Raw genomic sequence first — 24,307 nt, 5'->3', positions numbered from 1 at the left:
GGGCGGGCCTGGCGTCAGCTGTGGCGCTCGACGACCTTGTCGGCCAGGATCGCCAGGCGCAGCGCATCGGCCAACCCGCTGCGCTGCAGGGCCGCATGGGCCTGGTCGCGCAGTTCGTCGGCGTGGCGCCGTGCGGCATCCAGGCCGAGCACGGACACATAAGTGGGCTTGTTGTGGTGCAGGTCCTTGCCGGCGGTCTTGCCCAGCGTTTCGGAGGCCTGCGTGACGTCCAGGATGTCGTCGACCACCTGGAAGGCCAGACCGATGGCCGAGCCGTAATCGGACAGCGCGGCCCACGAGGCCGGCGTGGTGTCGCCGCAGGCGGCACCCATCAGCACGCTGGCCTGCAGCAGTGCACCGGTCTTGCGGCGGTGCATGTCGCGCAGCGCGGCTTCGTCCAGCGGCTTGCCGATGCTGGCCAGGTCGATCGCCTGGCCGCCGGCCATGCCGGCATGGCCGGCCGCACGGGCCAGCAGCGAGCACAGGCGCGCCTGCAGAGCGGGCGCCACGCCGGCGTCGGGCGTCAGCACCTCGAAGGCCAGCGCCTGCATCGCATCACCGGCCAGCATGGCCTGCGCCTCGCCGAACTGCACGTGCACCGTGGGCTTGCCACGGCGCAGCACGTCGTTGTCCATGCAGGGCATGTCGTCGTGCACCAGCGAATAGGCGTGGATCAGCTCCACCGCGCAGGCGGCGCGCATCGCGGCCTCGCGCGAGCCGCCCACCGCCTCGCAGGCGGCCAGCACCAGCAGCGGCCGCAGCCGCTTGCCACCGTCCAGCACGCCGTAGCGCATGGCCACGCCCACGCCGGCCGGCGCGTCAGCCGGCACCCATGCGTCCAGCGCAGCCTCGACCGCGTCCAGTTCGGAGCGTGTCCAGGCGTCGAAATCGTCCACCTTCATCGTGTCCCTCACGCTGTGCATGCCGGGCCGCCCTCAGGCGGTCGTCCAGGGCTTGAGCTGCCCGTCTTCCAGCACCTTGACCTGTTCCTCGACGGCCTGCAGGCGCGAGCGGCACAGGTTCAGCAGGTCGGCACCACGCTTGTAGCTTTCGAGCAGGCGGTCCAGCGGCAGTTGGCCGCTTTCCATCGTCTGCACCAGTTGTTCGAGCTCGGCCAGCGCATCCTCGTAGCGAAGCGCTGGCAGCTCGGCGTCGGCCGCCTCGGGCTTCGCGGTCATTCGGCTGGGCATCTCGTCTTGTGAAAAGTCAGGTCGATCATTGTAGACAGCCCGACCCCCGCCCCCGGGGTCCGTATCCCATCCTTGACGGATTGAAGACGGTTGTTTCGCCCGGTTGCCCCTCGCGCCCCACGGACACCCCCCCTGGGTACAATCCCGCGCTCGCTTTTCGGGGGGTACTCCCGGAGAGATTCCTTCAAACCCGCCATCTCGTGGCGGGGGGTTGACATTGGTTTTTGGAGATCCTGGGGATCATGTCCGACCTGAGCATCAAGCTTGCAGCGCTCGAACGCAACCGCACGCAACTGTCGGTTGACACCTACTTCAACGAGGACCGGTTCCGCAGGGAACAGGAACTCATCTTTCAGCATGGTCCCCGCTACGTCGGGCACACACTGGCCGTGCCCGAGGTGGGGGACTACTACGCGCTGCCCCAGGAAGGCGAAGGCCGGGCCCTGGTGCACACCCGGGACGGCATCGAACTGGTGTCCAACGTCTGCCGCCACCGGCAGGCGGTGATGCTGCGTGGCCGCGGCCACACGCGCAGCCACATCGTCTGCCCGCTGCACCGCTGGACCTACGACCTGCATGGCCAGCTGGTGGGTGCGCCGCACTTCCAGCAGGACCCCTGCCTGCACCTGAACAACTACCGCCTGCGCGAGTGGAACGGCATGTTGTTTGAGGACAACGGTCGTGACGTCGCCGCCGACCTGGCCCAGCTGGGCCCGCGCGCGGCGCTGGACTTCAACGGCTACGTGCTCGACAAGATCCAGATCCACGAGTGCGACTACAACTGGAAGACCTTCATCGAGGTCTACCTGGAGGACTACCACGTCGGGCCGTTCCACCCCGGGCTCGGCAGCTTCGTCACCTGCGACGACCTGCGCTGGGAGTTCGGCCGCCACCACTCGGTGCAGACGGTGGGCGTGCACAAGGGCCTGGAAAAGCCCGGCTCGGCGGTGTACCGCCGCTGGCACGACGCGGTCCGCCAGTTCAGTGGCGGCCAGACGCCGCCGCACGGCGCCATCTGGCTGACCTACTACCCGAACATCATGGTCGAGTGGTATCCGCACGTGCTGGTGGTGAGCACGCTCTACCCCAAGGGCCCGCAGAAGACCACCAACGTGGTGGAGTTCTACTACCCCGAGGAGATCGTCGCCTTCGAGCGCGAGTTCGTCGAAGCCCAGCAGGCCGCCTACATGGAAACCTGCGTGGAGGACGACGAGATCGCGCTGCGCATGGACGCCGGCCGCAAGGCCTTGTACGAACGCGGCGACGACGAATGCGGCCCCTACCAGAGCCCGATGGAAGACGGCATGAAGCACTTCCACGAGTGGTATCGCGCCTCCTTCCAAATGAAGCGCTGAGCCGCGCACCGGGGTGACAGCCCGGTGAGCAAGCACTTGCCACAATCGGGCGGATGATGTCCGCTCCGATGTTGATGGTCGCCGCCGCCTTCCTGTTTGCCACGATGGGGGTGTGCGTCAAGCTGGCTTCGGCCTACTACCCGGCCGGTGAGATCGTGTTCTACCGGGGCCTCATCGGCGCGCTCTTCATCGCCGGCGTGGCCCGGGCGCGCGGCGGCACGCTGCGCACGCCGGTGCCGATGATGCATCTGTGGCGCAGCGTGGTCGGCGTGGCCTCGCTGGTGCTGTGGTTCTATGCGCTGGGCAACCTGCCGCTGGCCACGGCGATGACGCTGAACTACATGTCGTCGATCTGGATGGCGATGTTCCTCATCGGCGGCGCGGTGCTGGTGAGCTTCAACGGCAGCGGCCAGCCCGCCAGCCACGGCATCGACGGCCGGCTCGTGATCACCATCGTGCTGGGCTTTGTCGGCGTGGCCCTGGTGCTGCGGCCCACGATGGACAGCCACCAGCTCTGGTACGGCGTGGCCGGCCTCATCTCCGGCATGCTGGCCGCGATGGCCTACCTGCAGGTCACCGCGCTGGGCCGCATCGGCGAGCCCGAGTACCGCGTGGTCTTCTACTTCTCGCTGGGCAGCTGCACCGTAGGCGCGGCCTCGATGGTGGTCAACGGCCTGCACGGCCACACCTGGCAGGGCTTCGCACTGCTGGTGGCCACCGGCCTGCTGGCCACCAGCGCCCAGATGATGATGACCCGCGCCTATGCCATCGGCCATGCGCTCACCAACGCCAGCCTGCAGTACCTGGGCATCGCCTTCGCGTTCGGCTATGGGGTGCTGCTGTTCGACGACCCTGTGACGTGGATGGCGCTCGGGGGCATGCTGCTGATCGTCGGCGCCGGCCTGGGCGCCACCTTGCTGCGGGCCCGCCAGGCGCCCGCCGTGTCCAACAACTCGGTGGAAACATGAACCTCACCCGCCCGCTCATCTCCGCGCCCGAGCTGCGCGCCCTGCTGGCTGCCGGCCAGCCCGTGGTGCTGCTGGACTGCGGCTTCGACCTCACCGACGCCGCTGCCGGCGAGCGCGCCTATGCCGCCGGCCACCTGCCCGGCGCCGTGTACGCCCACCTGGACCGCGACCTGTCGGGCGACAAGTCGGCGGGCCCCGCCCAGGGCGGCCGCCACCCGCTGCCCACGCGCGAAGCCTTCGCGGCCACCGCCGGCCGCTGGGGCGTGCGGCCGGGCGTGCCGGTGGTGGCCTACGACGCACAGGGCGGCCCCTACGCCGCCCGCGCCTGGTGGCTGCTGCGCTGGCTGGGCCATGCCGACGTGGCCGTGCTGGACGGCGGCCCGGCCGCCTGGCAGGCCGACGGCGGCACGCTGAGCACCGAGGCAGCCTCATCGCCCGAGGCGCAGCCGCCCTACCCGGCCACCGCCCAAGCGGGCATGCCCACCATCAGCGCGGCCGAGCTGCTGCAGCAGGCCGGCCGGGTGCGGCTGTTCGACGCCCGCGCGCCCGAGCGCTACCGCGGCGAGGTGGAACCGCTGGACGCCCAGGCCGGCCACATCCCCGGGGCGCGCAACCGCTTCTTCAAGGACAACCTGGGCGCGGACGGCCGCTTCAAGCCGGCCGAGACCCTGCGGGCCGAATGGGCTGCCCTGATCGGGCGCCCGGGTTCAGAATGGGGCGTGGTGCAGCAGTGCGGCTCGGGCGTCACGGCGTGCCACAACCTGCTGGCGATGGCGCATGCGGGGCTGGGCGAATCGACGCTGTACCCCGGCTCCTGGAGTGAATGGTCGGCCGATCCGGCGCGGCCCGTGGCCCGGGGTTCGTGATCCAGGTCAAAAGCCGGGAACCGGTTTGGCGGGACAGTGCTCACACAGCAACGCATTCAGCGTACGAGGAGTAAGGCATGTTCAAGCACATCCTGGTCCCTACCGACGGCTCCGACATCACCGCCAAGGCGGTACAGACGGCCACCACCCTGGCCCGCACCACGGGCGCCAAGCTGTCTACCGTGAGCGTGAAGGAGCCCTTCCCCTACAGCGCGATCTCGGAGATGCAGCCGGTGCCGCCGCAGGAATTCTTCGACGCGCAGGAACGCATCGCCGCCGGCCGCGTGAAGTCGGTGATCGAGACGGCAACCGCGGCCGGCCTGTCCTGCAGCGGCAGCACGGTGGAAGCCCTGCACCCCTGGGAAGCCATCCTGGAGGTGGCTGAAAAGGAAGGCGTCGACCTGGTGGTGATGGCCTCCCACGGCCGCCGCGGCATGGCCGCGCTGCTGCTGGGCAGCGAAACCCAGCGCGTGCTGATCCACAGCAAGCTGCCGGTGCTGGTGGTGAAGTGAACGTGGTTCAGTGGTTGTGCTGCAGGCCGCTCATGGCCAGCAGCACGATCACCAAGCCCGCAGCCAGCCAACCGACCTGCAGCAGCGTGTCGCGCAGTGACAGGCGCCGCTGCATCTGCGGGATGAGGTCGGCCACCGCCACGTAGACGAAGCTGCTGGCTGCCACCACCAGCAGGTACGGGAACAGCGCCTCCCACGGGCCCACGACGAAGTAGCCCACCACGCCGCCCACCACCGCCGCCGCGCCCGACAGCGCGTTGTAGACCAGCGCCCGGGTACGCGACAGCCCGGCGTTCAGCAGCACGATGTAGTCGCCCACCTCCTGCGGAATCTCGTGGGCGATGATGGCCAGCGCCGTCACCGTGCCCAGCCGCACGTCGGTGAGGAAGGCGGCGGCGATGATCACGCCGTCGCAGAAGTTGTGGATGCTGTCGCCCAGCAGCACGCTCCAGCCGCCACGGCCCGCCTGCTCGGCATCAAAGTGGTGATGGTGGTGGTGGCCGTCGCCTTCATGGTGGTGGGTGTGGCGGTACAGCTCCACCTTTTCCAGCAGGAAGAAAAACAGCAGTCCGCCCAGCAGCGTGGCGAACAGCGCATGCGGCTCGGCCTGGCTCTCGAAGGCTTCGGGCAATACGTTGAGCAGCGCGGTGGCCAGCAGCACGCCGGCCGACAGGCTGACCAGGCTCTTGACCACCCGGCCCAGCAGATGCACCGTCAGGCTGGCCGCGATGCCCACCGACAGCAGGCCGCCGGCCAGGGTGGCCAGGACGATGTACAGCAAGGTCATGAAGCGGCGTGACGGGCGGTCGACAAACGTGGGGGAGCGGCATTCTAGAAGCCGGCCCTTGTGCCGCGCCGCGATGCGCGCGCGCCACGGTGTCGCCATGGCCAGCCACGACAATGCCGGCATGGACCTTCAGCGCACCTTGACCTCCGGCCCGCTCGCGGCCATCGACATGGGCTCGAACAGCTTCCGGCTGGAAATCGGCCAGATGCAGCACGGCCGCTACCGCCGCATCGACTACCTGAAGGAAACCGTTCGTCTGGGCGCCGGGCTGGACGCCGACGGCCTGCTGACCGAGCCCGCCGCGCAGCGCGGCCTGGCCTGCCTGCAACGCTTTGCCAAGCGGCTGCAGGGCTTTGAAGTGGCGCAGGTGCGGGCCGTGGCCACGCAGACGCTGCGCGAAGCCAGCAACCGCGACGCCTTCCTCGCGCGCGCGCAGGAGGCGCTGGGCAAGCCGATCGAGGTGATCTCGGGCCGTGAAGAAGCGCGCCTGATCTATGCGGGCGTGGCCCACCTGCAGCCCAGCGACGCGCCGCGGCTGGTGATCGACATCGGCGGCCGCAGCACCGAGATGATCCTGGGCACCGGCCGCCTGCCCACCACCGCCGAGTCGTTCCGCGTGGGCAGCGTGAGCCTGTCGATGCGGCACTTCCCTGACGGCCGGCTCACCGAAGCCGGCTTCCGCGAGGCGCAGATCGCCGCCGGCGCCGAGTTCGAAGAAGGCCTGGACGCCTTCGCGCCGCGGCTGTGGACCGAGGCGCTGGGCTCATCGGGCACCGCCGGCGCGGTGTCGCAGCTGCTGGCCGCCAGCCGCGTGACCGACGGCAGCATCACGCCCAAGGGCCTGCGCTGGCTGATCCAGCAATGCATCAGCGCCGGCCACATCGACAAGCTGGACCTGCCCGGCCTGAAGGAAGACCGCCGCGCGGTCATCGCCGGTGGCCTGGCCATCCTGTACACGCTGGCGGCGCACTTCCGCATCGAGCACCTGCAGCCGGCCCGCGGCGCGCTGCGCCAGGGCGTGATCATCGACCTCTACGACCGGGTGCATGCCCCGCGCGACGGCCAGCACGGCGACGTGCGCGACCACTCGGTGCGCGAGTTGCAGAAGCGCTTCCAGGTGGACGTGGCCCAGGCCGAGCGGGTGCGCGTGGTGGCGCTGGCGCTGTACCGCCAGCTGGCACCGCAGGCCGATGCCGATGCGGTGCGCGAGCTGGGCTGGGCCTGCGACCTGCACGAGCTGGGCATGATGGTCTCGCACCACGATCACCACCGCCACAGCGCCTACCTGCTGAGCCATGTGGACGCGCCGGGCTTCTCGCAGAACCAGCAGCGCCGCATCGCCGACCTGGTGCTGGGCCAGCGCGGCGGGCTGCGCAAGATCGAGGCGGCGCTGGCCAACGAAGGCTTTGCCTGGCAGGTGGTGGCACTGCGGTTGGCCGCCATCGAATGCCATGCACGCGGCGCCTTCGCCGGCCATGCGATCGACATCGAGCGCCACGGGCGCGGCGCCACCATCCAGCTGCCGGCCGACTGGGCCAGCAGCAACCCGCGCACGCTGTACCTGCTGCAGGAAGAAGCCGCCGCGTGGCAGCGCAACGGCGCGGTGGATCTGAAAGTAGCTGGCTGAAAACTACAGGTGCTCAGGCCCGCGCACGCTGGCCAGCACCACCTCGGAGCTGCCGCCGCGCTCGCGCAGGCGCAGCCACCAGACGCCGGCCTTGCGGATGCTCCAGGGCTGCACCGTGCCGCCGGTGAGCAGGTAGGAGGCCGTCAGCCCCAGCGTGGGCTGGTGGCCCACCACCAGCACCGGGTGGCGTGAATCGGGCCAGCGCGCCTCGGCCAGCAGCGATTCCACCGTGCCGTCGGGGGCCAGGCCGGGTGCGGTCTTGAACTTGCGGTCCAGTGCCTGCGCCGTCTGCTGCGTGCGGCGGGCCGGGCTGGCCAGGATGCGGGTGCTCTCGGGCAGCACCTGGTTGAGCCAGGCGGCCACCCGCGCGGCCTGCCGCTCGCCCTTGGAGGTCAGCGGGCGGGCCAGATCGTCGCCGGGCTCGTGCAGTTCCACCGCATCGGCGTGGCGCCACAGAATAAGGTCCATCGCCGATTTCCTTGGTCTGGGTATCAACCGCCGAAGCGGGCCATCAGGGCCTGCTGGGCGCTCACCGGCTCACCGGTGGTGGTCACGGCCTCGTAGTGGCCGTCCGAGCGCAGCAGCCACGCTTCCTTGGTGTCGTGCAGGTAGGGCACCAAGCATTCGTCGATCACACGCTGGCGCAGCGCGCGGTCGTGGATGGGCCAGGCCAGCTCGATGCGCCGGAACATGTTGCGGCTCATCCAGTCGGCGCTGCTGAGGTACAGCGCCTCGTGCGCGTCGTCTTCGCCCCAGCGGAAGTACAGCACCCGGGTGTGCTCCAGGAAGCGGCCCACCACCGAACGCACGCGGATGCGCTCGGTGAAGCCGGGCACGCCGGGCCGCAGCATGCAGGCGCCCCGCACCACCAGGTCGATCTGCGCGCCGGCCTGCGCCGCGGCCACCAGGCCGTCGATCAGCCGCGGGTCGGTGAGCGCATTGCACTTGACCACCACGCGCGCCGGCCGGCCCTCGCGCGCCGCATCGGTCACCTGCTGCAGGTGCTTGAGCATGCGGCCATGCAGCACGAAAGGCGCGGTCAGCAGGTGGCGCGGCGGCTTCATCGCCGTCAGGCTGGCCAGTTGGTGGAACACCGCATCGGCATCGGCCGTCAGGTGCTCGTCGGCGGTGAGGTAGCCGACGTCGGTGTACAGCCGCGCGGTGCGCGGGTTGTAGTTGCCGGTGGACAGGTGGCCATAGCGGCGCAGGCGGGTGCCTTCGCGCCGGGTCACCAGCAGCAGCTTGGCATGGGTCTTGAGGCCGACGATGCCGTACACCACCTGGGCGCCCACGGCTTCCAGCCGCTCGGCCCAGTTGATGTTGGCCTCTTCGTCGAAGCGGGCCTTCAGCTCCACCACCACCATCACTTCCTTGCCGCGGCGGGCCGCCTCGATCAGCAGGTCCATCAGCACGCTCTGGGTGCCGGTGCGGTAGATGGTCTGCTTGATGGCCAGCACATCGGGGTCGTGCACCGCCTCGCGCAGGAACTGCACCACCGGCTCGAAGCTCTCGAAGGGGTGGTGCAGAAGCACGTCGCCCTGGCGCAGCCGCGCGAAGATGGACTGCGAGCGCGGCAGCCGCTGCGCCGGCCAGGCCGGCTCATGGTGCTCGAAGCGCAAGCGGTCGGCGGCAGCCTGGTCAATCAGCTGGTTCAGCCGCACCAGGTTCACCGGCCCGTTGACGCGATACAGCGCGGCCGGCGGCAGCGCGAACTGCTGCAGCAGGAAGCCGGACAGTTCTTCGGGGCAGCTCTTGACCACCTCCAGCCGCACGGCCTGGCCGAAGTGGCGGGTGGTCAGGCCCGAGCGCAGCGCCTGCCGCAGGTTGGTCACGTCGTCTTCGTCCACCTCCAGGTCGGAGTCGCGGGTGACGCGGAACTGCGAGAAGGTTTCCACTTCGCGGCCGGCGAACAGGTCGGCCAGGTGGGCGCGGATCACGCTGGACAGCAGCACGAAGCCCTGCTCACCCGGCTTGCACACCGATGCCGGCAGCCGGATGACGCGCGGCAGCACCCGCGGCACCTTGACGATGGCGATGCTGCTGGCGCGGCCGAAGGCATCACGCCCGCTCAGCCGCACGATGAAGTTCAGGCTCTTGTTGGCCACCAGCGGAAACGGGTGCGCCGGGTCCAGGCCCACCGGCACCAGCAGCGGCATCACCTGCCGCTCGAAGAAGCGGGCCACCCACTGGCGCTGGGCTTCGTTGCGCTCGGCATGGTTGAGCACCACGATGCCCTCGGCGGCCAGCGCCGGCATCACCAGCTCGTTGAACAGCGTGTACTGCTGGTCGATCAGGTCATGTGCGTCGGCCGACAGGGCCTGCAGGTCGGCATCGGCCGCCGAGCCCATCGCGGCCGCGGCTTCCAGGTAATCGGCGTAGCGCACCTCGAAGAACTCGTCCAGGTTGGACGAGACGATGGTGATGTAGCGCAGCCGCTCGAGCAGCGGCACGTCGGGCCGGCTGGCCTGCGCCAGCACCCGGCGGTTGAACTCGAGGATGGCCTGTTCGCGGTTGAGCGGCGCCAGCGTGGGCGCCGGCTCCTGCGGCGCCGCCTCGGCCGTGGCGGTGGGATACGGCTGATCTGAGACTTCCGGCATAGGGCTCAGTTTATGAACCTTCTGCGACAGATCGGTGACAAGCACCGGCACGCGGCATGGCGCCGCGTGCCGGCTGCAGGCTCACTCTGCCTTGACCGGAACGGTGGCCGGCAGGGTCAGCTTCTGGTCGGCCGGCCGTGCCGTGTCCTGGGCCGCCGCCAGGCTGGTGGGCAGCGTGCTCCACGACAGCGCGCTCAGCGCCCGCGCAATGCCCGCACTGACGCCAGCACTGGCGGTGCTGGCCACCTGGCCGTTGATCTGCACCGCGGCCTCGGTGTTCAGGCTCACCGAGGTGTAGCTGCCGTCCTGCCAGGCGTTGAACACCGACAGCAGGCCCGAAGTGGTGGCGAAGCTGCTGGTCTGGCTGATCGGCCCGCCATACGACTCCACCAGGGTGGCGCCGCTGGTCTGCACGCCGCCCAGCTGCAGGCCGCCGCTGCCGTCCACCAGCGTCAGCGCGCCGGTGCGGGCGGTGACGGCGCCGGTGAAGTCGTTGTCGCGGCGGTCCAGCCGCACGTCCTGCCCCACCGCATCGAGGCTGGTGCGCTCACCCACGGTCAGCGCGCCCACCTGGGTGACGGTGCCACCGCTCTTGACGGCCAGGTTGGCGCCGGCCGTCACCGTGCCCAGCACCAGCGGTGCCGCGCCCTGGGTGAGACCCACGTCCTGCCCGCGGGCGGAGACGGTGCCCACCAGCCGGTTGCCCTCGTTCATCAGGTACACCGAGCCCTGGCTGGCCACGGCCGTGGTGCTGCCGGTCACGCTCAGCGTGGTGTCGGTGGCCTGGCGCAGGTGGCCGGTGGCCGCCGTGGCCGCCAGGTCGCCGCTGGCCACCACGTTGCCCAGCACCAGGTCGTCGATGGCCTGCACCAGCTGCACATGGCGGCCTTGCACGGCCACCGTGCCCACCACCATGTTGCGCGCCTGGGCCAGCCGCACGTCGCCACCGGCGGTGGCGTCCAGCGCACCCAGCACGGTCAGGGAGCCGCCGTCGGTTTGCGTGATGTCGGCCGCGGCATGCAGCCGCGCATCGGCCACGCTGCCCACGTTGCCCAGCGTCAGCGCGCCGTCGTTGGCGCGCAGCACCAGGCTGCCGGCCACCAGATGGCGCACCGACAGGTCGCCCGCCGCCTGCGTCACGCTGGCGGCACCGCCGGCGCGCAGCTGGCCGTCCACCTGCGCGAACTGGCCGTTGACCGTCAGCGCGCCGTTCACGCTGATGCGGCCGCCGGTCTGCGTCAGGCTGGGCACGGTCAGGCTGCCGGCGGCCAGCTCGCCGCCCGCACCCACGGCCAGGCTGGCCAGGCTGATGGCGCCGCTGGCCGACAAGGCCTGCCGCGCCACGCTCACGCTGCCGGCGCCCGTCAGGCTGGCCAGCATCGGCGCATCGGCCGCTGCGCCGTCGGCCACGGTCACCAGCGTGCCCTGCGGAATCACCACGTTGGCCACGTTGTCGCGGATGGGCACGGCGCCGCCGGCCCAGTTGCTGGCGTCGAACCAGCTGCCGCGGCTGCCGCCCACCCAGCTGACCGAGCCGAGGCGGGTGATGTCGCCGGTGAGCGCATCGGCCGCACCGGCGGCCAGCACGTAGTTGCCGGCATCGGCACCTGCCAGCGAGAGCTGCGCCGTCACCGGCTTGGCGGTGCCGACGTTGGCATCGAGGAAGCTCACCTGGCTGGCCTGCAGCGTCACGGCATCGCTGCCCAGCACCCCCGTCAGGGCGCCGCCGCTCAGCGTGGCTGCGGTCTGGCCGTCGTACACCTTGCTGCCCACCGAGGTGCTGGCCAGCGCCACCGTGGCCGGCGTGATGTCGGCGGTCAGACCGGTGACCGGGGCCACCACGTAGTTGGCCGCATCGGCACCCGCCAGGCTGAAGCCCGCGGTCACCGCCTTGCCCGTGCCCACGTTCTTGTCGGCGAAGCTGCCGCTGCCGGCGCCCAGCGTGACCGTGTCACCGCCCAGCACGCCCGACAGCGTGCCGCCGCTGACGCTGGCCACGGTCTCCCGGTCGTACACCTTGTTGGCCGCGGTGACGCCGCTCACCGTCAGCTGGGCCGGGGTGATGTCGGCGGTCAGCCCGGTCGGCTGCGCCACGGTGTAATTGCCGGCGGCTGCGCCGTCCAGCGTGAAGGTGGCGGTCACGGGTTTGGCGGTGCCCACGTTCTTGTCGGCAAAGCTGGCCGAGGCCTGCAGGCTGACGGCATCGCTGCCCACCACGCCCTGCAGCGTGCCGCTGACCGTGGCGTCGGTGCTGCGGTCGTACACCTTGTTGGCGGCCGCCGCCCCGACCACGGTCAAGGCCTTCGGATCAATGGTGAGCGTGCCCACCGGCGCATAGCTGATGCGCACCCCCTGCTGGCCGGAGTACAGGCCCGAAGCGGTGGTGCTGGCGTAGCTGCCGGCATTGGCCGAGTTGGCCCCGCCGCCATACACCAGCGTGCCCTGCAGCTGGTTGCGCAGGCCTTCGCTGGACAGCGTGGCATCGGCCAGCACGGCATCGAGCGTGCCGTCGTAGGTCTTCTGCGCGGCCGCGGTCACCGTCACCGGCGTCAGGAAGGCATTGAGCAGCGGCGTGGTCCGGCCTTCGTAGATCGTCCAGACGTTGGCGAGGTCGTAGCTGGCGAAGGTGCTGGCCTGCTTCAGCTGCGAGGCGCTGCGGGTGCCGCTGTTGGTTTCGGAGCCGCCGAAGTTGTAGCCGTACAGCGATCCGGTGGTGAAGCTGTTGGTGACGGTGCCGTTCTTGCCGCCCAGCAGGCCGCCGGCGTTGAAGCTGCCGCTCACCGAACCCGTGGAGAACACGCGCTGCACGGTGGCGCCGCTCTGGTCGCCGGTCAGGCCACCCGCCCAGCCGCCGCTGGCGCCGACGTTGACGCTCAGGTAGCTGTCGCTGACCACCACGCCGCTGGACAGCGACCCGGCCAGGCCACCCAGCATGCTTCCGCCCGCCACCGTGCCGGTGGCATACACCGTGGACACCTGCGTGTTGGCACCCACCACGCCGGCCAGGGCGCCGCCACGCGCCGAAGCCGTGATGCTCACATCAGCCAACCCGAGGTTACGGATGCTGGCGTCTTGCGTCTTGCCGAAGAGGCCCTGGTACTCGGCCGATGGCCGGTTGATGGTCAGGCCGATGAGGGTATTGCCCAGGCCGTCGAAGCTGCCGGTGAAGGGCGTGCTGTTGTCGCCCACCGGCGTGAAGCCGGCGCCGCTGTTCCAGCCGCTCACATGGCCGATGTTCAGCGACGCGCCCAGCACGTAGTGGCCGGCCAGGTTGCCGCGCATGCCTTGCAGCGTCAGGCCGCCGCTGTCGTTTTCCGTGCCCACCGCATTGATCACGGTGTGGGTGATGGGCGTGCCGTCGCTGCCCTTGAGGGTGACGAAATTGGGACCGCCGTTCAGGCCGATGGGCGCCAGCACGTGGTAGTCGGCCGTGTTGCCGGCGGCCACAGCGCCCTGGCCGTACTGGAAGGTGAGCACCGCGTTGGCATGCTCGGCCAGGATGGGCGCACGCACGAAGATGTCGCCGTCCGCCTGCAGGGTCAGGTCGGCGCTGCTGGTCCAGCGGATGCCGCTGCCCACGGTCAGGTGGCCGGCGTCGCTGCCGCCTGCCACCGTCTGCACCGTCGTGTCGGTGCCGCCTTCCAGCGCGGTGACGATGGTGGCGGCTTGCGCCGCATCGATGGTCAGGTCGGTGGGGTCCAGCAGCCAGCGGCCGCCGCGGCCCTTGGCGGAGGATGCGTCCACCGTGGCACCGCGGATGTCCAACGTGTGGCCCGAGGTTTCCACCCGGCCGCCGTCGCCGCCTTCGGCACCGGCGCGGGCGCTGATGCGGCCCTGCACCGCGGTGCGGGTGCCGTTGCGGGCCACGTCGCTCCACAGCACCACCTCGCCGCCGTCGCCGCGCCGGGTGGCGCTGGCGTCGATGCTGGCGCCTTCGGCCATCACCACCGTGGTGGCGCCGGCCAGCGGGCCGCTACCCTGCCAGCCGCCGCCCACATGCACGGTGCCGCCACCGGTGGCGCCGGTGGCGTCGATGCGGCTGCCGGCGGCCAGCGTCAGGCTGTCGCCTTCCAGCAGCACACGGCCGCCGCGCGACACCAGGCTGGAGGCGTCGATCAGGCCCGCCTGGTTGACCACGCCGCTGCGCAGCGATTCGGCGCTGCGCGCCGACAGGATGACCACGCCTTCGGGCGCCAGGAGGGCCTGGCGGTTGTCCACCAGTGTCTTCAGCGCTGCGGGCGTCACCAGCACGCTGGCCAGGCCCGGGCCGTCGAAGTCCAGCCGCACGCTTTCACCGGCAGCCAGGGCCACGGTGCCGGCACGTGCCAGCACCACGCCTTCGTTGCGCACCTCGGGCGCCAGCAGCGCCACGTAGCCGCCATCGGCCGCCGTCAGCGTGCCCTGGTTGACCACTGCGCCAGTGCTACCCTGGCGCTGCCACAGGCCGTTGCCGGCCATGAAGTCGGCATTGCTGGTGGACATCGTGGTGGCCACCAGGCCGCCCACGTCCACGCGGGCGCTGGCGCCGAAGATGACACCGGACGGGTTGCTGATGAACACCTGCCCCGGCGCCTGGATGCGGCCCAGGATCTGGCTGGGCTGGTTGCCCAGCACGCGGTTGAGCGTGGCGGCATTGCGGCCGGCCGCCTGGTTGAACACCACGCTGGCCTGGCTGCCCAGGTCGAAGCGCTGCCAGTCGATGACGGCGCGCTGGCTGGCCTGGTTGACGGTCAGCGTGCTGCCCTGGGCTTGCCAGCTGGCCTGGCCCGCGGCCAGCGTGCCGCCGGTGGGCAAGGTGCCGGCGCCGGGCGGGCCGGCATTGGCGACCAGCGGCAGCGCCGCCAGCAGCAGGTGGGCCACCAGCTGCGCACCGGCGCGGGCGGCGCCGTGGCCGGTGGCGGTCTCGGGCACGGGCACCCATTGCGCATCGGCGCGGCGCACCAGGCGGTAAGCGGTATTCAGGCTCGCAGAAGTACTCATCGTGCGACTCCTCGCAGGGATTCAGGGGAAAGGAATGAAGGGGCGGCGGGGCTCACAGCGACCATTGCGCGCTGAGCCACCAGCGGGTGCCGAAGCGGCTGCCGTCCTGGTTGTCGCCGTTGGCGGTGGGGTCGGGGTGATGGCCCAGCGGGCGTGCCACGGTCAAGCGGGCCACCAGCGGCACGGCCGCAGGTCGCCACTCCAGCCACAGGCCGGCGGCCGACAGGCGCAGCCGGTTGCGCGGCGGCGCGCCGGCGAAGTCGGCATCGGCGTACTGCCAGGCCACGCCGGTATCGGCAAAGGCCGAGAGCGTGAGCGAAGGCTGGCCGAGGCCGGCCAGGCCCTGCTGCCATTCGGCGGTGCCCAGCAGCGCGCGGCTGCCGGTGGCTTCACCCACCGGGTAGCCGCGCACGCCGGCCGGGCCGGCGATGAGCATGCGCTCGGACACGTCCAGGTTCTGCGCGCTCCACTGGCCGCTGGCCCGCAGCGACCAGCGCCCGTGCGCACCGGCCTGGCGGCTGTGCTGCCAGGCACCGCGCAGCAGCGCATAGCCGCCCGCGGTGTCGGCGGTCAGGGCATCGGCCTCGCGGTTGGGCGAGCCGGACAGGTCGACATCGCCGACCGCCAGGCTCAACTCCCAGGCACGGCGGGCGTCACCGGCCTCGTCGGACCACAGGCGCGCATAGCGCAGCGTGAGCACGTCGATGCGGTAGTCCGACAGCACCGTGTCCAGCGCCTTGTTGCGGAACCAGCGCCGCTCCAGCTGCGCCGACGCATCGCGGCTGCCGGTGGCGCTGCGATCGATGGCCCAGGACAGGCCCAGCCCCAGCGTGCTGGACGGGCCCTTGACATCGAGCGAATTGAACTCGGGCGTCACCAGCCGGTAGTCCAGCGCGCTGCCATAGGCCGAGGCGCGCCAGCCGCTGGCCGGCAGCGGCGTGCTGGCGCCCAGGCGCAGCTGGCGGCTGCCTTCGCTGATCATGGTGCCGGCGGTGACGGCATGGCCACCGCCACCGGGCAGCACGGCCCAGCCGTCGGCCGCCACGCGGGCATGGCCGGTGGCGCGGGCGCCTTCGTTGTCGGCGCGCAGTTGCAGGTCCCAGGGGCGGCGGTCGGTGAGCACCAGCGCCACGTCGGTTTCACCCGCGCCGCTGCCGGCCACCAGGCTGCTGCGCACCTCCAGCCCCGGCCATTCGGCCAGCTGCATGGTGGCGCGTTCCACCGCGCTGAGCGACAGCGCCTGGCCGGGGGCCTGCAGCGCCTCTACGGCCGCACGTGCCCGCTCGGGGGCGATGGCGCGCACGCCATCGGCCTGCACCACCACGCGGCCCAGCCGGCCTTCGGCCACGCGCAGGCGCACCCGGCCTTCGGTCACGTCCTGCGGCGGCAGCGTCACCCGCGCCAGGCGGCGGTGCACCTGCTGGTAGTGGCGCTCCACCGCGCGGGCGGCTTCACCCAGGGCCTGCCGGGTGAGCGGCCGGCCGCGCCAGGGCGCCAGCACGGCCTGCAGCTCTTCAAAGCCCACCTGTTCGGCGCCTTCGATCTCGAAGGCCTGCACCGTGACCGTGGGCTCGGCAGCGGCGGCGGCAGGCGGCGCTGGCTCGGCCGCTGCCACCGGCGGGGCCGCACCGGCCACAGCGCAGGTGGCCACGGCCACTGCCGTGCGCCGCCAGCGCGCGGCGGCGCCGCATTGGGCGTGCAGCCTCACGTGATGTCCCTGCAGCCGACCAGTTCGGCATCGGGGCTGTTGTCCTTGGCGGGGTACTCCCAGATCGGCCATTCCTGGTCGAAGAAGTTGACTTCGCGGTTGAGGAAGTCGAACCAGCCGCGGAAGGGCCATGCGAAGTTGCTGGACGAGGTGACCACGCCCGCCTTGCCGTGCAGGTACACGCCCAGGGCCAGCTCAGGCTCGTTCACGCAGCGCTGCGGGATCTTCTTGACCACGCCCGGCACGCGCACCGGATCACCGCGCTGCACGCACTTGCGCGAGACGTACGATCCGCCCCACCAATGGCGCCGGGTCTCGTCCCGGTCGCAGGTGCAGGAGCCGCCATTGCGCACACGGGTGTCGAGCGAGCAGTCCTCCCAGTACTTGCGCGAGTTGCCGAACACACGCCCTTCGGCCCAGGTGTCGGGGCCGGGTTGGTCGCGGAACAAGGTCGCGTAGCTGAAGCTGGTGGCCGCCTCGCCGCGGAACATCACGCCGCCGCGCACGAACACCTTGGCCACCTCGGGTGCCACGCCGCGCAGGCCGGCCGCCAGGTTCAGCTCGGCATACGGCTCCACCGCCAGCGTGCCCTTGAGCTCGCCCGAGATGCCGGGCTGGCGCGTAGGCATGTTGAACCAGGCCGAGAACTCGCGGTCGTTGGAGCGGCAGCAGCGCCACTCGTAGTAGCCGCGCACGCCGAAGTCGCCGGCCATCGTCAGCGTGGGCGTGATGGTCACCGACATTTCGCCGGTGAAGTCCACGCCCACCTCCAGGTTCAGGCTCAGGTCGAGCACCGCGCCGGCATACGGAATGGCCCGGCCGAGGTCGATCTTGATCAGCGTCTTCTTGAAGGGGACCTTGGTGGTGCCGACCTTTTCCTTGGCGCGCTTGGCATCGAACTTCTTCTTCTTGCTTTCCACCGGCACGCGGAAGCCGCCGGGGGTCTTGCCGTAGGTGGCGGTCAGGCCCAGCTCGGGCTTGATCTCGTAGTCGGCACCCGCGCTGGCGCGGATCCACAGGCTGCGCAGGCTCCAGTCGACCGAAGCCTTGGGCCGCAGGTCGATGTTGAGGTTGAGCGAGACCGTGCCGCTGAGGTTGGTGCCCGGCTTGGACAGCGTGACCGACAGCGGCGACGACAGCAGCGGGATCATGCCCACGTTGCTCAGGCCCTGGCGTTCACGCTCCAGCCCGGCCAGCAGGCCGCAGGCGCTGGGCAGGCCCTGCATGGCGCAGTCGCTGCGCGCCTGGCGCACCGCCTGCTGGGTGGTGATCTTGGCCGTGTCCTTCAGCGCCACCAGGCGGAAGCCCGCCTCGCGCTCGCGGCTGGCCAGGAACAGGTTGTTGCCCAGCGGCACCGCCACCCCCACGCCCGAGACCCACACCGGCTCGGCGCTGCGGCCGCCCTCGGCACCGGCGGCACTGGCCAGCATGGTGCCCTTGCTTTCGTACTTGAACACGTCCTTGGGCAGGCGCATGGCCAGCTTGCCGGTGCCGTCGTGGCGGCCGGAGAACTGGTCCACGTCGCCGGTGGACTTGCCCATCACGTAGTCGGTCAGGTCACCGGCAATGCTGAAGTTGCCGGTGGCCACGCAGTTGGCCAGCGCGGCGGTGTTGAAGGGGTAGCCACGCGGCGAGGCTTCCCAGGCCGTCTGCAGCGCCGCACGCGCCACCGCGTCGGCACCGAAGCCGCGGCAGCTGCGCGCATCGGGCGCCAGGGTGACGTACCAAGTGGGCGCGGTGCCCAGCACCGAGCCGGCCACCACGCTGGTGGTGAAGTCGGGCGCCGGAATCACGGTGCGCACCGAGCCCGAGACGCCGTCACCCACCTCGATGGCGCGCACCTCGTCGAAGGCCATCGGCGTGGCGTCGGCCACGATGGAGATGCTCTCGTACACATCCACCGGCGAGGCTTCCGTCCAGCGGAAGCTGATGGTGGTCATCGGCGCCGTGGTGGCCTCCGGCGCATTGGCCGTGACCACGGTGGCCGGCGTGACGATCTGGCTGATGCGCACCGTCGGGTGGTCGACATGGCCCGTCTGCACCAACGAGCCGACGATCAGCGTGTTCAGGTAGGCCACGGTCGCCGGATCGCGCGAGACGATGGTGGCGGTGCCGTCGGCATTGAAGCGGATGCCGGTGACGCTGTCCTGCGGGGCGATGCGGCCCAGCGAGGTGACCTCGGCATTGACCTTGGCTTCCTTCAGCGCAAAGCGGGCGATCGCGGTCACGTCGGCAGACAGCTCCAGCTCGCAGCGGGTGCCCACCACCTGCTTGCAACCCGTCCACGAATGGAACTGCCAGTTGCCGTCGATCTCGGCGGCGGTCAGGTTGACGGTGCTGCCGTCACGCGGCAGCACGGTGCTGTAGGGCTCCTTCGCTTCGCCGTAGCTGCCATTGGGCAAGGGGCTGCCGGTGATGCTGCCCACGCCGGTGACGCCGGCCTGGAACTTCACCGTGTTGCGGTCGATCTCGGCCGACAGGCTCTTGGCCACGCCCAGCGTGCTGGTCATCTGGCGCCACGCGGCGGCCATTTCGGTGGTTTCGCCCGCGTGGTACTTCTGCAGCAGCGAGCGCTGGTTGGCATCGCCACCCAGCGGCTGCTGCAGCTCGGTGAAGGCAAAGGCCAGCGCATCGCGGTGCTCGGTGCGGGTGGCGTCGAACTGCAGCAGGTCGGACGACACCGCTGCGGCGTTGGCATTGCCCAGGCTGCGCTTCATCAGCAGGCCGGCCACGCGGTTGAGCTCGATGTTCAGCGAGCTGGCGTCGAAGCGCGTCAGGTCGCCGCCGATGAGGCGGTAGGCCGCATCGCTGAGCATGGTCACCCGCACCGAGCCGTTGAGCAGGTCGCTGGCGTCCACCAGGGCGTTGATCTCGCCCTTGAAGGGCGTCGGCGTGGCGTCGCGGGTGCCGGTGTCGTTGACGTCCCAGTCATTGCCGCCCGAGACGGTGACGCGGAAGAACGCGTACTTGGAATAGTCGGGCAGCGTGACGGTGTACTGCCCGTTGTCGTCGGTCACCGTCTCGTAGAGCACGGTGCCCGACTTGTCGAAGGCATCACGCACCTCGACCTTGGCGCCGACGAGCACGCCCAGCGCCGCGAAGTGCTTCTGGGCCTTGGCCGCCTCCACCTGCGCGGTGGTGACGTTGGTGATGTCGACGCCCTGGGAGACGGTGCCGGTGTCGGTGGGGCTGGTGGGGGTCGGCGTTTCTGCGCCGCCGCCACCGCCACCGCAGGCCGCCAGCAATGCGCTGACGGCGACGGCGACCAGGCGGACCCGGACCGCGTGCGAGATGGTCATGTACAGCAATCCTCGAAGCGTTGTGATGCTCCGGGCGGCTGTACTTCGCGAAGGCAACGAACAACCGGCCCGATCTTGGCGTCAGGCCAGCGCTGCAGCACGCACGCTCTGGCGACCCGAGGATCTTCGGCCTGCTGTTACAACTCGGTTCCCGCGAGTAACACTCCGTTTACATCTCTGTTCCGGCTCAAGCAGCGGCCGCGGGCGCCGCTTGAAGGCGTGATTTCAGTGGGCCTTGTCCCAGTTCGGACCCAGTCCGACTTCCGCCAGCAAGGGCACCTTGAGCTGCGCCACGCCGGCCATCAGGCGCGGCACCTCGGTGCGCACCCAGTCCACCTCGGCCTCGGGCACCTCGAACACCAGTTCGTCATGCACCTGCATCACGATGCGGGTGGCCTTGGCACTGCGGTCGATCTCGGCCTGCACCGCGATCATCGCCAGCTTGATCAGGTCGGCCGCGGTGCCCTGCATCGGCGCATTGATGGCCTGGCGCTCGGCCGCGGCCCGGCGCGGGCCGCTGCCGCCCTGGATCTCGGGCAGCACGATGCGGCGGCCGAACAGCGTTTCCACATAGCCGCGTTCGGCGGCGCTGGCGCGGGTCTCATCCATGTAGCGCTTGACGCCAGCAAAGCGGTCGAAATAGCGGTCGATGTAGTTCTTGGCCGCCTTCTGGTCGATGCCCAGGTTGCTGGCCAGGCCGAAGGCGCCCATGCCGTAGATCAGCCCGAAGTTGATGACCTTGGCATAGCGGCGCTGCTCGTTGCGCACCTGGTCCAGCGCCACGCCGAACACCTCGGCCGCGGTGGCCCGGTGCACGTCGCGGCCCTCGGCAAAAGCGGCCAGCAGGCCGGGGTCTTCGCTGATGTGGGCCATGATGCGCAGCTCGATCTGCGAGTAGTCGGCGCTGGCGATCACATGGCCTTCGGGCGCAATGAAGGCCTCGCGCACGCGCCGGCCCTCGGGCGTGCGGATGGGGATGTTCTGCAGGTTGGGGTCGTTGCTGGACAGCCGGCCCGTCACCGCCACCGCCTGCGCATAGTTGGTGTGCACGCGGCCGGTGTTGGGGTTGATCATCAGCGGCAGCTTGTCGGTGTAGGTGCCCTTGAGCTTGGACAGGCTGCGGTGCTCCAGCAGCCGGGCCGGCAGCGGGTAGTCGGCGGCCAGCTTCTCCAGCACCTCTTCGTCGGTGGACGGTGCGCCGCTGGCGGTCTTCTTCTGCACCGGCAGGCCCAGGCGGTTGAACAGGATCTCGCCGATCTGCTTGGGGCTGCCCAGGTTGAAGGGCTGGCCGGCGATCTCGTAGGCCTCCTGCTCCAGCGCCATCATGCGTTCGGCCAGCTGCTGGCTCTGGCGCGCCAGCGCGGCCGCGTCCACCAGCACGCCGTGGCGCTCGATGCGCTGCAGCACCTCGCTGGTGGGCAGCTCGATCTGCTCGTACACGTAGCGCAGGCCGGGGGCGGCCGCCGGCTGCTGCTCGATCTGCGGCCACAGCACCCGGTGCAGGTCCAGCACCATCTCGCTGTCTTCGCCGCTGTAGGTGGTGGCGGTCTGCACGTCCACCTGCGCGAACGGGATCTGCTTGGCGCCCTTGCCGCAGATGTCCTCGTAGCTCAGGCCCTTGCGGCCCAGGTGGCGGTCGGCCAGCTTTTCCAGGCTGTGGGTGAGGTGAGCCTCCAGCACATAGCTCTGCAGCAGCGTGTCGTGGCGCCAGCCGCGCACATGGATGCCATGGTTGGCCAGGACGTGGGTGTCGTACTTGACGTTCTGGCCGATCTTGCCGGCGGCGGCGTCCTCCAGCCAGGGCTTCAGCCGGGCCAGCACCTCGTCCAGCGGCAGCTGGTCGGGCGCGTCGGCGTAGTTGTGGGCCAGCGGCACGTAGGCCGCCTCATGCGCCTGCAACGCGAAGCTGATGCCGACGATGCGCGCATGCATCGGGTCCAGCGAATCGGTCTCGGTGTCCAGCGCCGCCAGCGGCGCGGCCTGCAGCCGCTGCAGCCAGTGGTCCAGCCGCTCCCAGGTGGTCACGGTCTCGTAGCTGCCCTCCACCTTGGCGGACTCGCCCGCGCCCACCGCGGGCTGCGCCGGGTCGCCGCGGCCCTCCGCAAAGGGCTCGTCGGCCGAGGCGAACATCTGCCGCGTGGCCGACATGCGCGCTTCCAGCTCGCGGCGCAGCGTCTTGAAGCCGTAGCGGGCGTAGAAGTCGAGCAGCGCCGCGTTGTCGGGCTCGGCGAAGTGCAGCGCGGTCATCGCGTCTTCGCCCGGCCAGCCGGCCACGTGGGCGGCCAGGTCGCAATCGGTGCGGATGGTCACCAGCTCGCGGCCCATCGGCAGCCAGTCCAGGGCCTTGCGCAGGTTCTCGCCGGCCACGCCCTTGATGCCGCTGGCCGCGGCCACCACGCCGTCCAGCGAGCCGTGCTCGGCCAGCCACTTGGCGGCGGTCTTGGGGCCCACCTTCTCGACGCCGGGCACGTTGTCCACGGTGTCGCCGATCAGCGTCAGGTAGTCGACGATGCGCCCGGGCGGCACGCCGAACTTGGCCTGCACGCCGGCGATGTCCAGCGACTCGTTGCTCATGGTGTTGATCAGCACCACCTGCTCGTCCACCAGCTGCGCCAGGTCCTTGTCGCCGGTGGAGATCACCACCTTGCCGCCGCGCGCGGCCACGGTGCGCGCCAGCGTGCCGATGACGTCGTCGGCCTCGATGCCGGGCACCTCCAGCACCGGCCAGCCCAGCAGCCGCACCACCTCGTGGATGGGCTTGATCTGCTGCGCCAGCGGCTCGGGCATGCTGGCGCGGTTGGCCTTGTACTCGGGGTACAGGTCGTCGCGGAAGGTCCTGCCCGGCGCGTCGAACACGCAGGCGGCATGCACCGCCGGGAACTGCGCCCGCAGCCGGGTGAGCATGGACACCATGCCGTGCAGTGCGCCGGTGGGGAAATTGTCGGGCCCGCGCAGGTCGGGCAGCGCATGGTAGGCGCGGTACAGGTAGCTGCTGCCGTCCACCAGCAGCAGCGTGGTGGGCGGCGCCACGTCGGGCTCGGGCGTGCGGTGGGCGTCGTTGCCGGGGGCGTTGGTCGTCTCGGTCATTGGGTGATTGTGCGACGGCGCCGGCAGCCGCCTCGCTAGAATCCCGGGTATGAGCCCCGCCCGTTTCCTGCTGCCGTATGCGGCGTCCCTCCTGGCCTTGTCGGCCGTACACGGCAACGCCGTGGCCGAGCCGATCGAGCCCAAGGTGCAACAAACCGTGATCGAGGACGACGGCGTGCGCATCGAGGAACTGCGGGTGCGCGGACAGACGCAGCGCCTGGTGGTGCGCCCCAAGGGCGGCGCCGCCGAGTACGAGATCATCCCCGCCGACGGCGCCCGCAACATGGTGCAGGCCGCCGGGGCCAGCCGCGGCGCGGCCGGCCAGCGGGTGTGGACCGTGCTCTCGTTCTGACGCGAAGTGGCCGTCTTCACCGAGGTCTCCACCGACGAGGCCCGCAACTTCATCGCCCCGCTGGGCGTCGGCCAGCTGACTGAACTGCGCGGCATCCGCGCCGGCATCGAGAACACCAACTACTTCGTCACCACCGACGGTGGCGAATACGTGCTCACGGTGTTCGAGCGGCTGAGCTTCGAGCAGCTGCCTTTCTACCTGCACCTGATGCAGCACCTGGCGCAGCGCGGCATTCCGGTGCCCAACCCTCGCGCCGATGCGCAGGGCCGCATCCTGCACACCCTCAAGGGCAAGCCCGCCGCGCTGGTGGACAAGCTGGAAGGCAGCCATCAACTGGCGCCCGACCTGCACCACTGCCAGCAGGTGGGCAGCATGCTGGCGCGCATGCACCTGGCCGGACAGGACTACCCGCGCCAGCAGCCCAACCTGCGCGGCCTGGCCTGGTGGACCGAGACCATTCCCACCGTGCTGCCGCACCTGCAGCCCGGCCAGCATGCGCTGATCACCGAGGAGCTGGCCTTCCAGCAGTCGCTGGCCGCCTCGCCCGCGTGCCAGGCGCTGCCGTGCGGGCCCATCCATGCCGACCTGTTCCGCGACAACGTGATGTTCGCGGGCCTGCCCGGCCATGAGCGGCTCACCGGCTTCTTCGACTTCTATTTCGCCGGTGTCGACAGCTTCCTGTTCGACATCGCGGTGTGCCTGAACGACTGGTGCATCGACCTGGACAGCGGCGCCCTGGTGGAAGAACGCGCCGCCGCCTTCGTGGCCGCTTACGAGAGCCAACGCCCGCTGGACGGCAACGAGCACCGGCTGCTGCCGGCGATGCTGCGGGCCGCGGCGCTGCGCTTCTGGACCTCGCGGCTGTGGGACTTCCACCTGCCGCGTGATGCGGCGCTGCTCAAGCCCCACGATCCCACCCACTTCGAACGGGTGCTGCGGGCACGCATCGACAAGCCCTGGCACCCGGCGCGCTGAACCC

Annotated in this window: 16 protein-coding genes; 7 read left to right on the top strand and 9 right to left on the bottom strand. The window is 70.6% G+C overall.

Annotated features, from left to right (window positions below; translation table 11 throughout):
- Nucleotides 1-14: 14 nt before the first annotated feature.
- Together MW290_RS17750 and xseB are read right to left on the bottom strand one after the other, a co-directional pair.
- Nucleotides 15-902 (bottom strand): polyprenyl synthetase family protein, encoded by an 888-nt coding sequence (locus tag MW290_RS17750; RefSeq protein WP_250200046.1) that lies wholly within the window; start codon nucleotides 900-902, stop codon nucleotides 15-17.
- Nucleotides 903-935: 33 nt separating this feature from the next.
- Nucleotides 936-1,178, bottom strand: coding sequence for an exodeoxyribonuclease VII small subunit (gene xseB, locus MW290_RS17745; RefSeq protein WP_250199029.1), 243 nt, complete (start codon nucleotides 1,176-1,178; stop codon nucleotides 936-938).
- A 254-nt stretch (nucleotides 1,179-1,432) separates the two neighbouring features.
- Between xseB and MW290_RS17740 the strand changes: the two genes are divergently transcribed.
- From MW290_RS17740 to MW290_RS17725, 4 genes are all read left to right on the top strand, one after another.
- Nucleotides 1,433-2,545 (top strand): aromatic ring-hydroxylating oxygenase subunit alpha, encoded by a 1,113-nt coding sequence (locus tag MW290_RS17740; protein WP_250199028.1) that lies wholly within the window; start codon nucleotides 1,433-1,435, stop codon nucleotides 2,543-2,545.
- Between the two features lie 56 nt (nucleotides 2,546-2,601).
- On the top strand, nucleotides 2,602-3,513 hold the full coding sequence (locus tag MW290_RS17735) for a DMT family transporter (RefSeq protein WP_250199027.1): 912 nt from the start codon (nucleotides 2,602-2,604) through the stop codon (nucleotides 3,511-3,513).
- The gene (locus MW290_RS17730) at nucleotides 3,510-4,379 is read left to right on the top strand and encodes a sulfurtransferase (protein ID WP_250199026.1); all 870 of its coding nucleotides are present in this window, start codon (nucleotides 3,510-3,512) and stop codon (nucleotides 4,377-4,379) included. Before MW290_RS17735 ends, MW290_RS17730 begins: the two co-directional genes overlap by 4 nt.
- A gap of 77 nt (nucleotides 4,380-4,456) precedes the next feature.
- Nucleotides 4,457-4,891: a universal stress protein gene (locus MW290_RS17725; protein WP_250199025.1), complete on the top strand. Its 435-nt coding sequence runs from the start codon at nucleotides 4,457-4,459 to the stop codon at nucleotides 4,889-4,891.
- 7 nt (nucleotides 4,892-4,898) lie between these two features.
- Here the strand turns inward: MW290_RS17725 and MW290_RS17720 are convergent, their stop codons facing one another.
- On the bottom strand, nucleotides 4,899-5,678 hold the full coding sequence (locus MW290_RS17720) for a ZIP family metal transporter (RefSeq protein WP_250199024.1): 780 nt from the start codon (nucleotides 5,676-5,678) through the stop codon (nucleotides 4,899-4,901).
- 97 nt (nucleotides 5,679-5,775) lie between these two features.
- Here MW290_RS17720 and ppx point away from each other — a divergent pair, with 97 nt between their 5' ends.
- On the top strand, nucleotides 5,776-7,305 hold the full coding sequence (gene ppx / locus MW290_RS17715) for an exopolyphosphatase (protein ID WP_250199023.1): 1,530 nt from the start codon (nucleotides 5,776-5,778) through the stop codon (nucleotides 7,303-7,305).
- Nucleotides 7,306-7,308: 3 nt separating this feature from the next.
- On the opposite strand, the gene sixA is transcribed toward ppx, so the two are convergent.
- The 6 genes from sixA to polA form a co-directional block, all read right to left on the bottom strand.
- Nucleotides 7,309-7,773, bottom strand: coding sequence for a phosphohistidine phosphatase SixA (gene sixA, locus MW290_RS17710; protein ID WP_250199022.1), 465 nt, complete (start codon nucleotides 7,771-7,773; stop codon nucleotides 7,309-7,311).
- Nucleotides 7,774-7,796: 23 nt separating this feature from the next.
- Nucleotides 7,797-9,902 carry a polyphosphate kinase 1 gene (gene ppk1 / locus MW290_RS17705; protein ID WP_250199021.1) on the bottom strand — a complete coding sequence of 702 codons (2,106 nt, stop codon included), beginning with the start codon at nucleotides 9,900-9,902 and terminating at the stop codon, nucleotides 7,797-7,799.
- Nucleotides 9,903-9,983: 81 nt separating this feature from the next.
- Nucleotides 9,984-14,882, bottom strand: coding sequence for a beta strand repeat-containing protein (locus MW290_RS17700; RefSeq protein ID WP_250199020.1), 4,899 nt, complete (start codon nucleotides 14,880-14,882; stop codon nucleotides 9,984-9,986).
- A gap of 52 nt (nucleotides 14,883-14,934) precedes the next feature.
- Nucleotides 14,935-16,590 (bottom strand): ShlB/FhaC/HecB family hemolysin secretion/activation protein, encoded by a 1,656-nt coding sequence (locus MW290_RS17695; RefSeq protein WP_250199019.1) that lies wholly within the window; start codon nucleotides 16,588-16,590, stop codon nucleotides 14,935-14,937.
- Nucleotides 16,587-19,889: a hypothetical protein gene (locus MW290_RS17690; RefSeq protein WP_250199018.1), complete on the bottom strand. Its 3,303-nt coding sequence runs from the start codon at nucleotides 19,887-19,889 to the stop codon at nucleotides 16,587-16,589. The genes MW290_RS17695 and MW290_RS17690 overlap by 4 nt, the downstream gene beginning before the upstream one ends.
- Nucleotides 19,890-20,114: 225 nt before the next feature.
- Complete coding sequence (gene polA, locus MW290_RS17685) at nucleotides 20,115-22,976, bottom strand: DNA polymerase I (protein ID WP_250199017.1); 2,862 nt, start codon at nucleotides 22,974-22,976, stop codon at nucleotides 20,115-20,117.
- A 49-nt stretch (nucleotides 22,977-23,025) separates the two neighbouring features.
- On the opposite strand from polA, the gene MW290_RS17680 reads away from it, so the two are divergent.
- Together MW290_RS17680 and MW290_RS17675 are read left to right on the top strand one after the other, a co-directional pair.
- On the top strand, nucleotides 23,026-23,328 hold the full coding sequence (locus MW290_RS17680) for a DUF2782 domain-containing protein (protein ID WP_250199016.1): 303 nt from the start codon (nucleotides 23,026-23,028) through the stop codon (nucleotides 23,326-23,328).
- A 6-nt stretch (nucleotides 23,329-23,334) separates the two neighbouring features.
- On the top strand, nucleotides 23,335-24,303 hold the full coding sequence (locus MW290_RS17675; protein ID WP_250199015.1) for a homoserine kinase: 969 nt from the start codon (nucleotides 23,335-23,337) through the stop codon (nucleotides 24,301-24,303).
- Nucleotides 24,304-24,307 lie beyond the last annotated feature (4 nt).

The organism is Aquincola tertiaricarbonis (assembly GCF_023573145.1).
GTDB lineage: Bacteria > Pseudomonadota > Gammaproteobacteria > Burkholderiales > Burkholderiaceae_C > Aquincola > Aquincola tertiaricarbonis_B.
The sequence above is the reverse complement of the archived record's forward strand: the minus strand, read 5'-3'. Positions and strand labels throughout refer to the sequence as shown.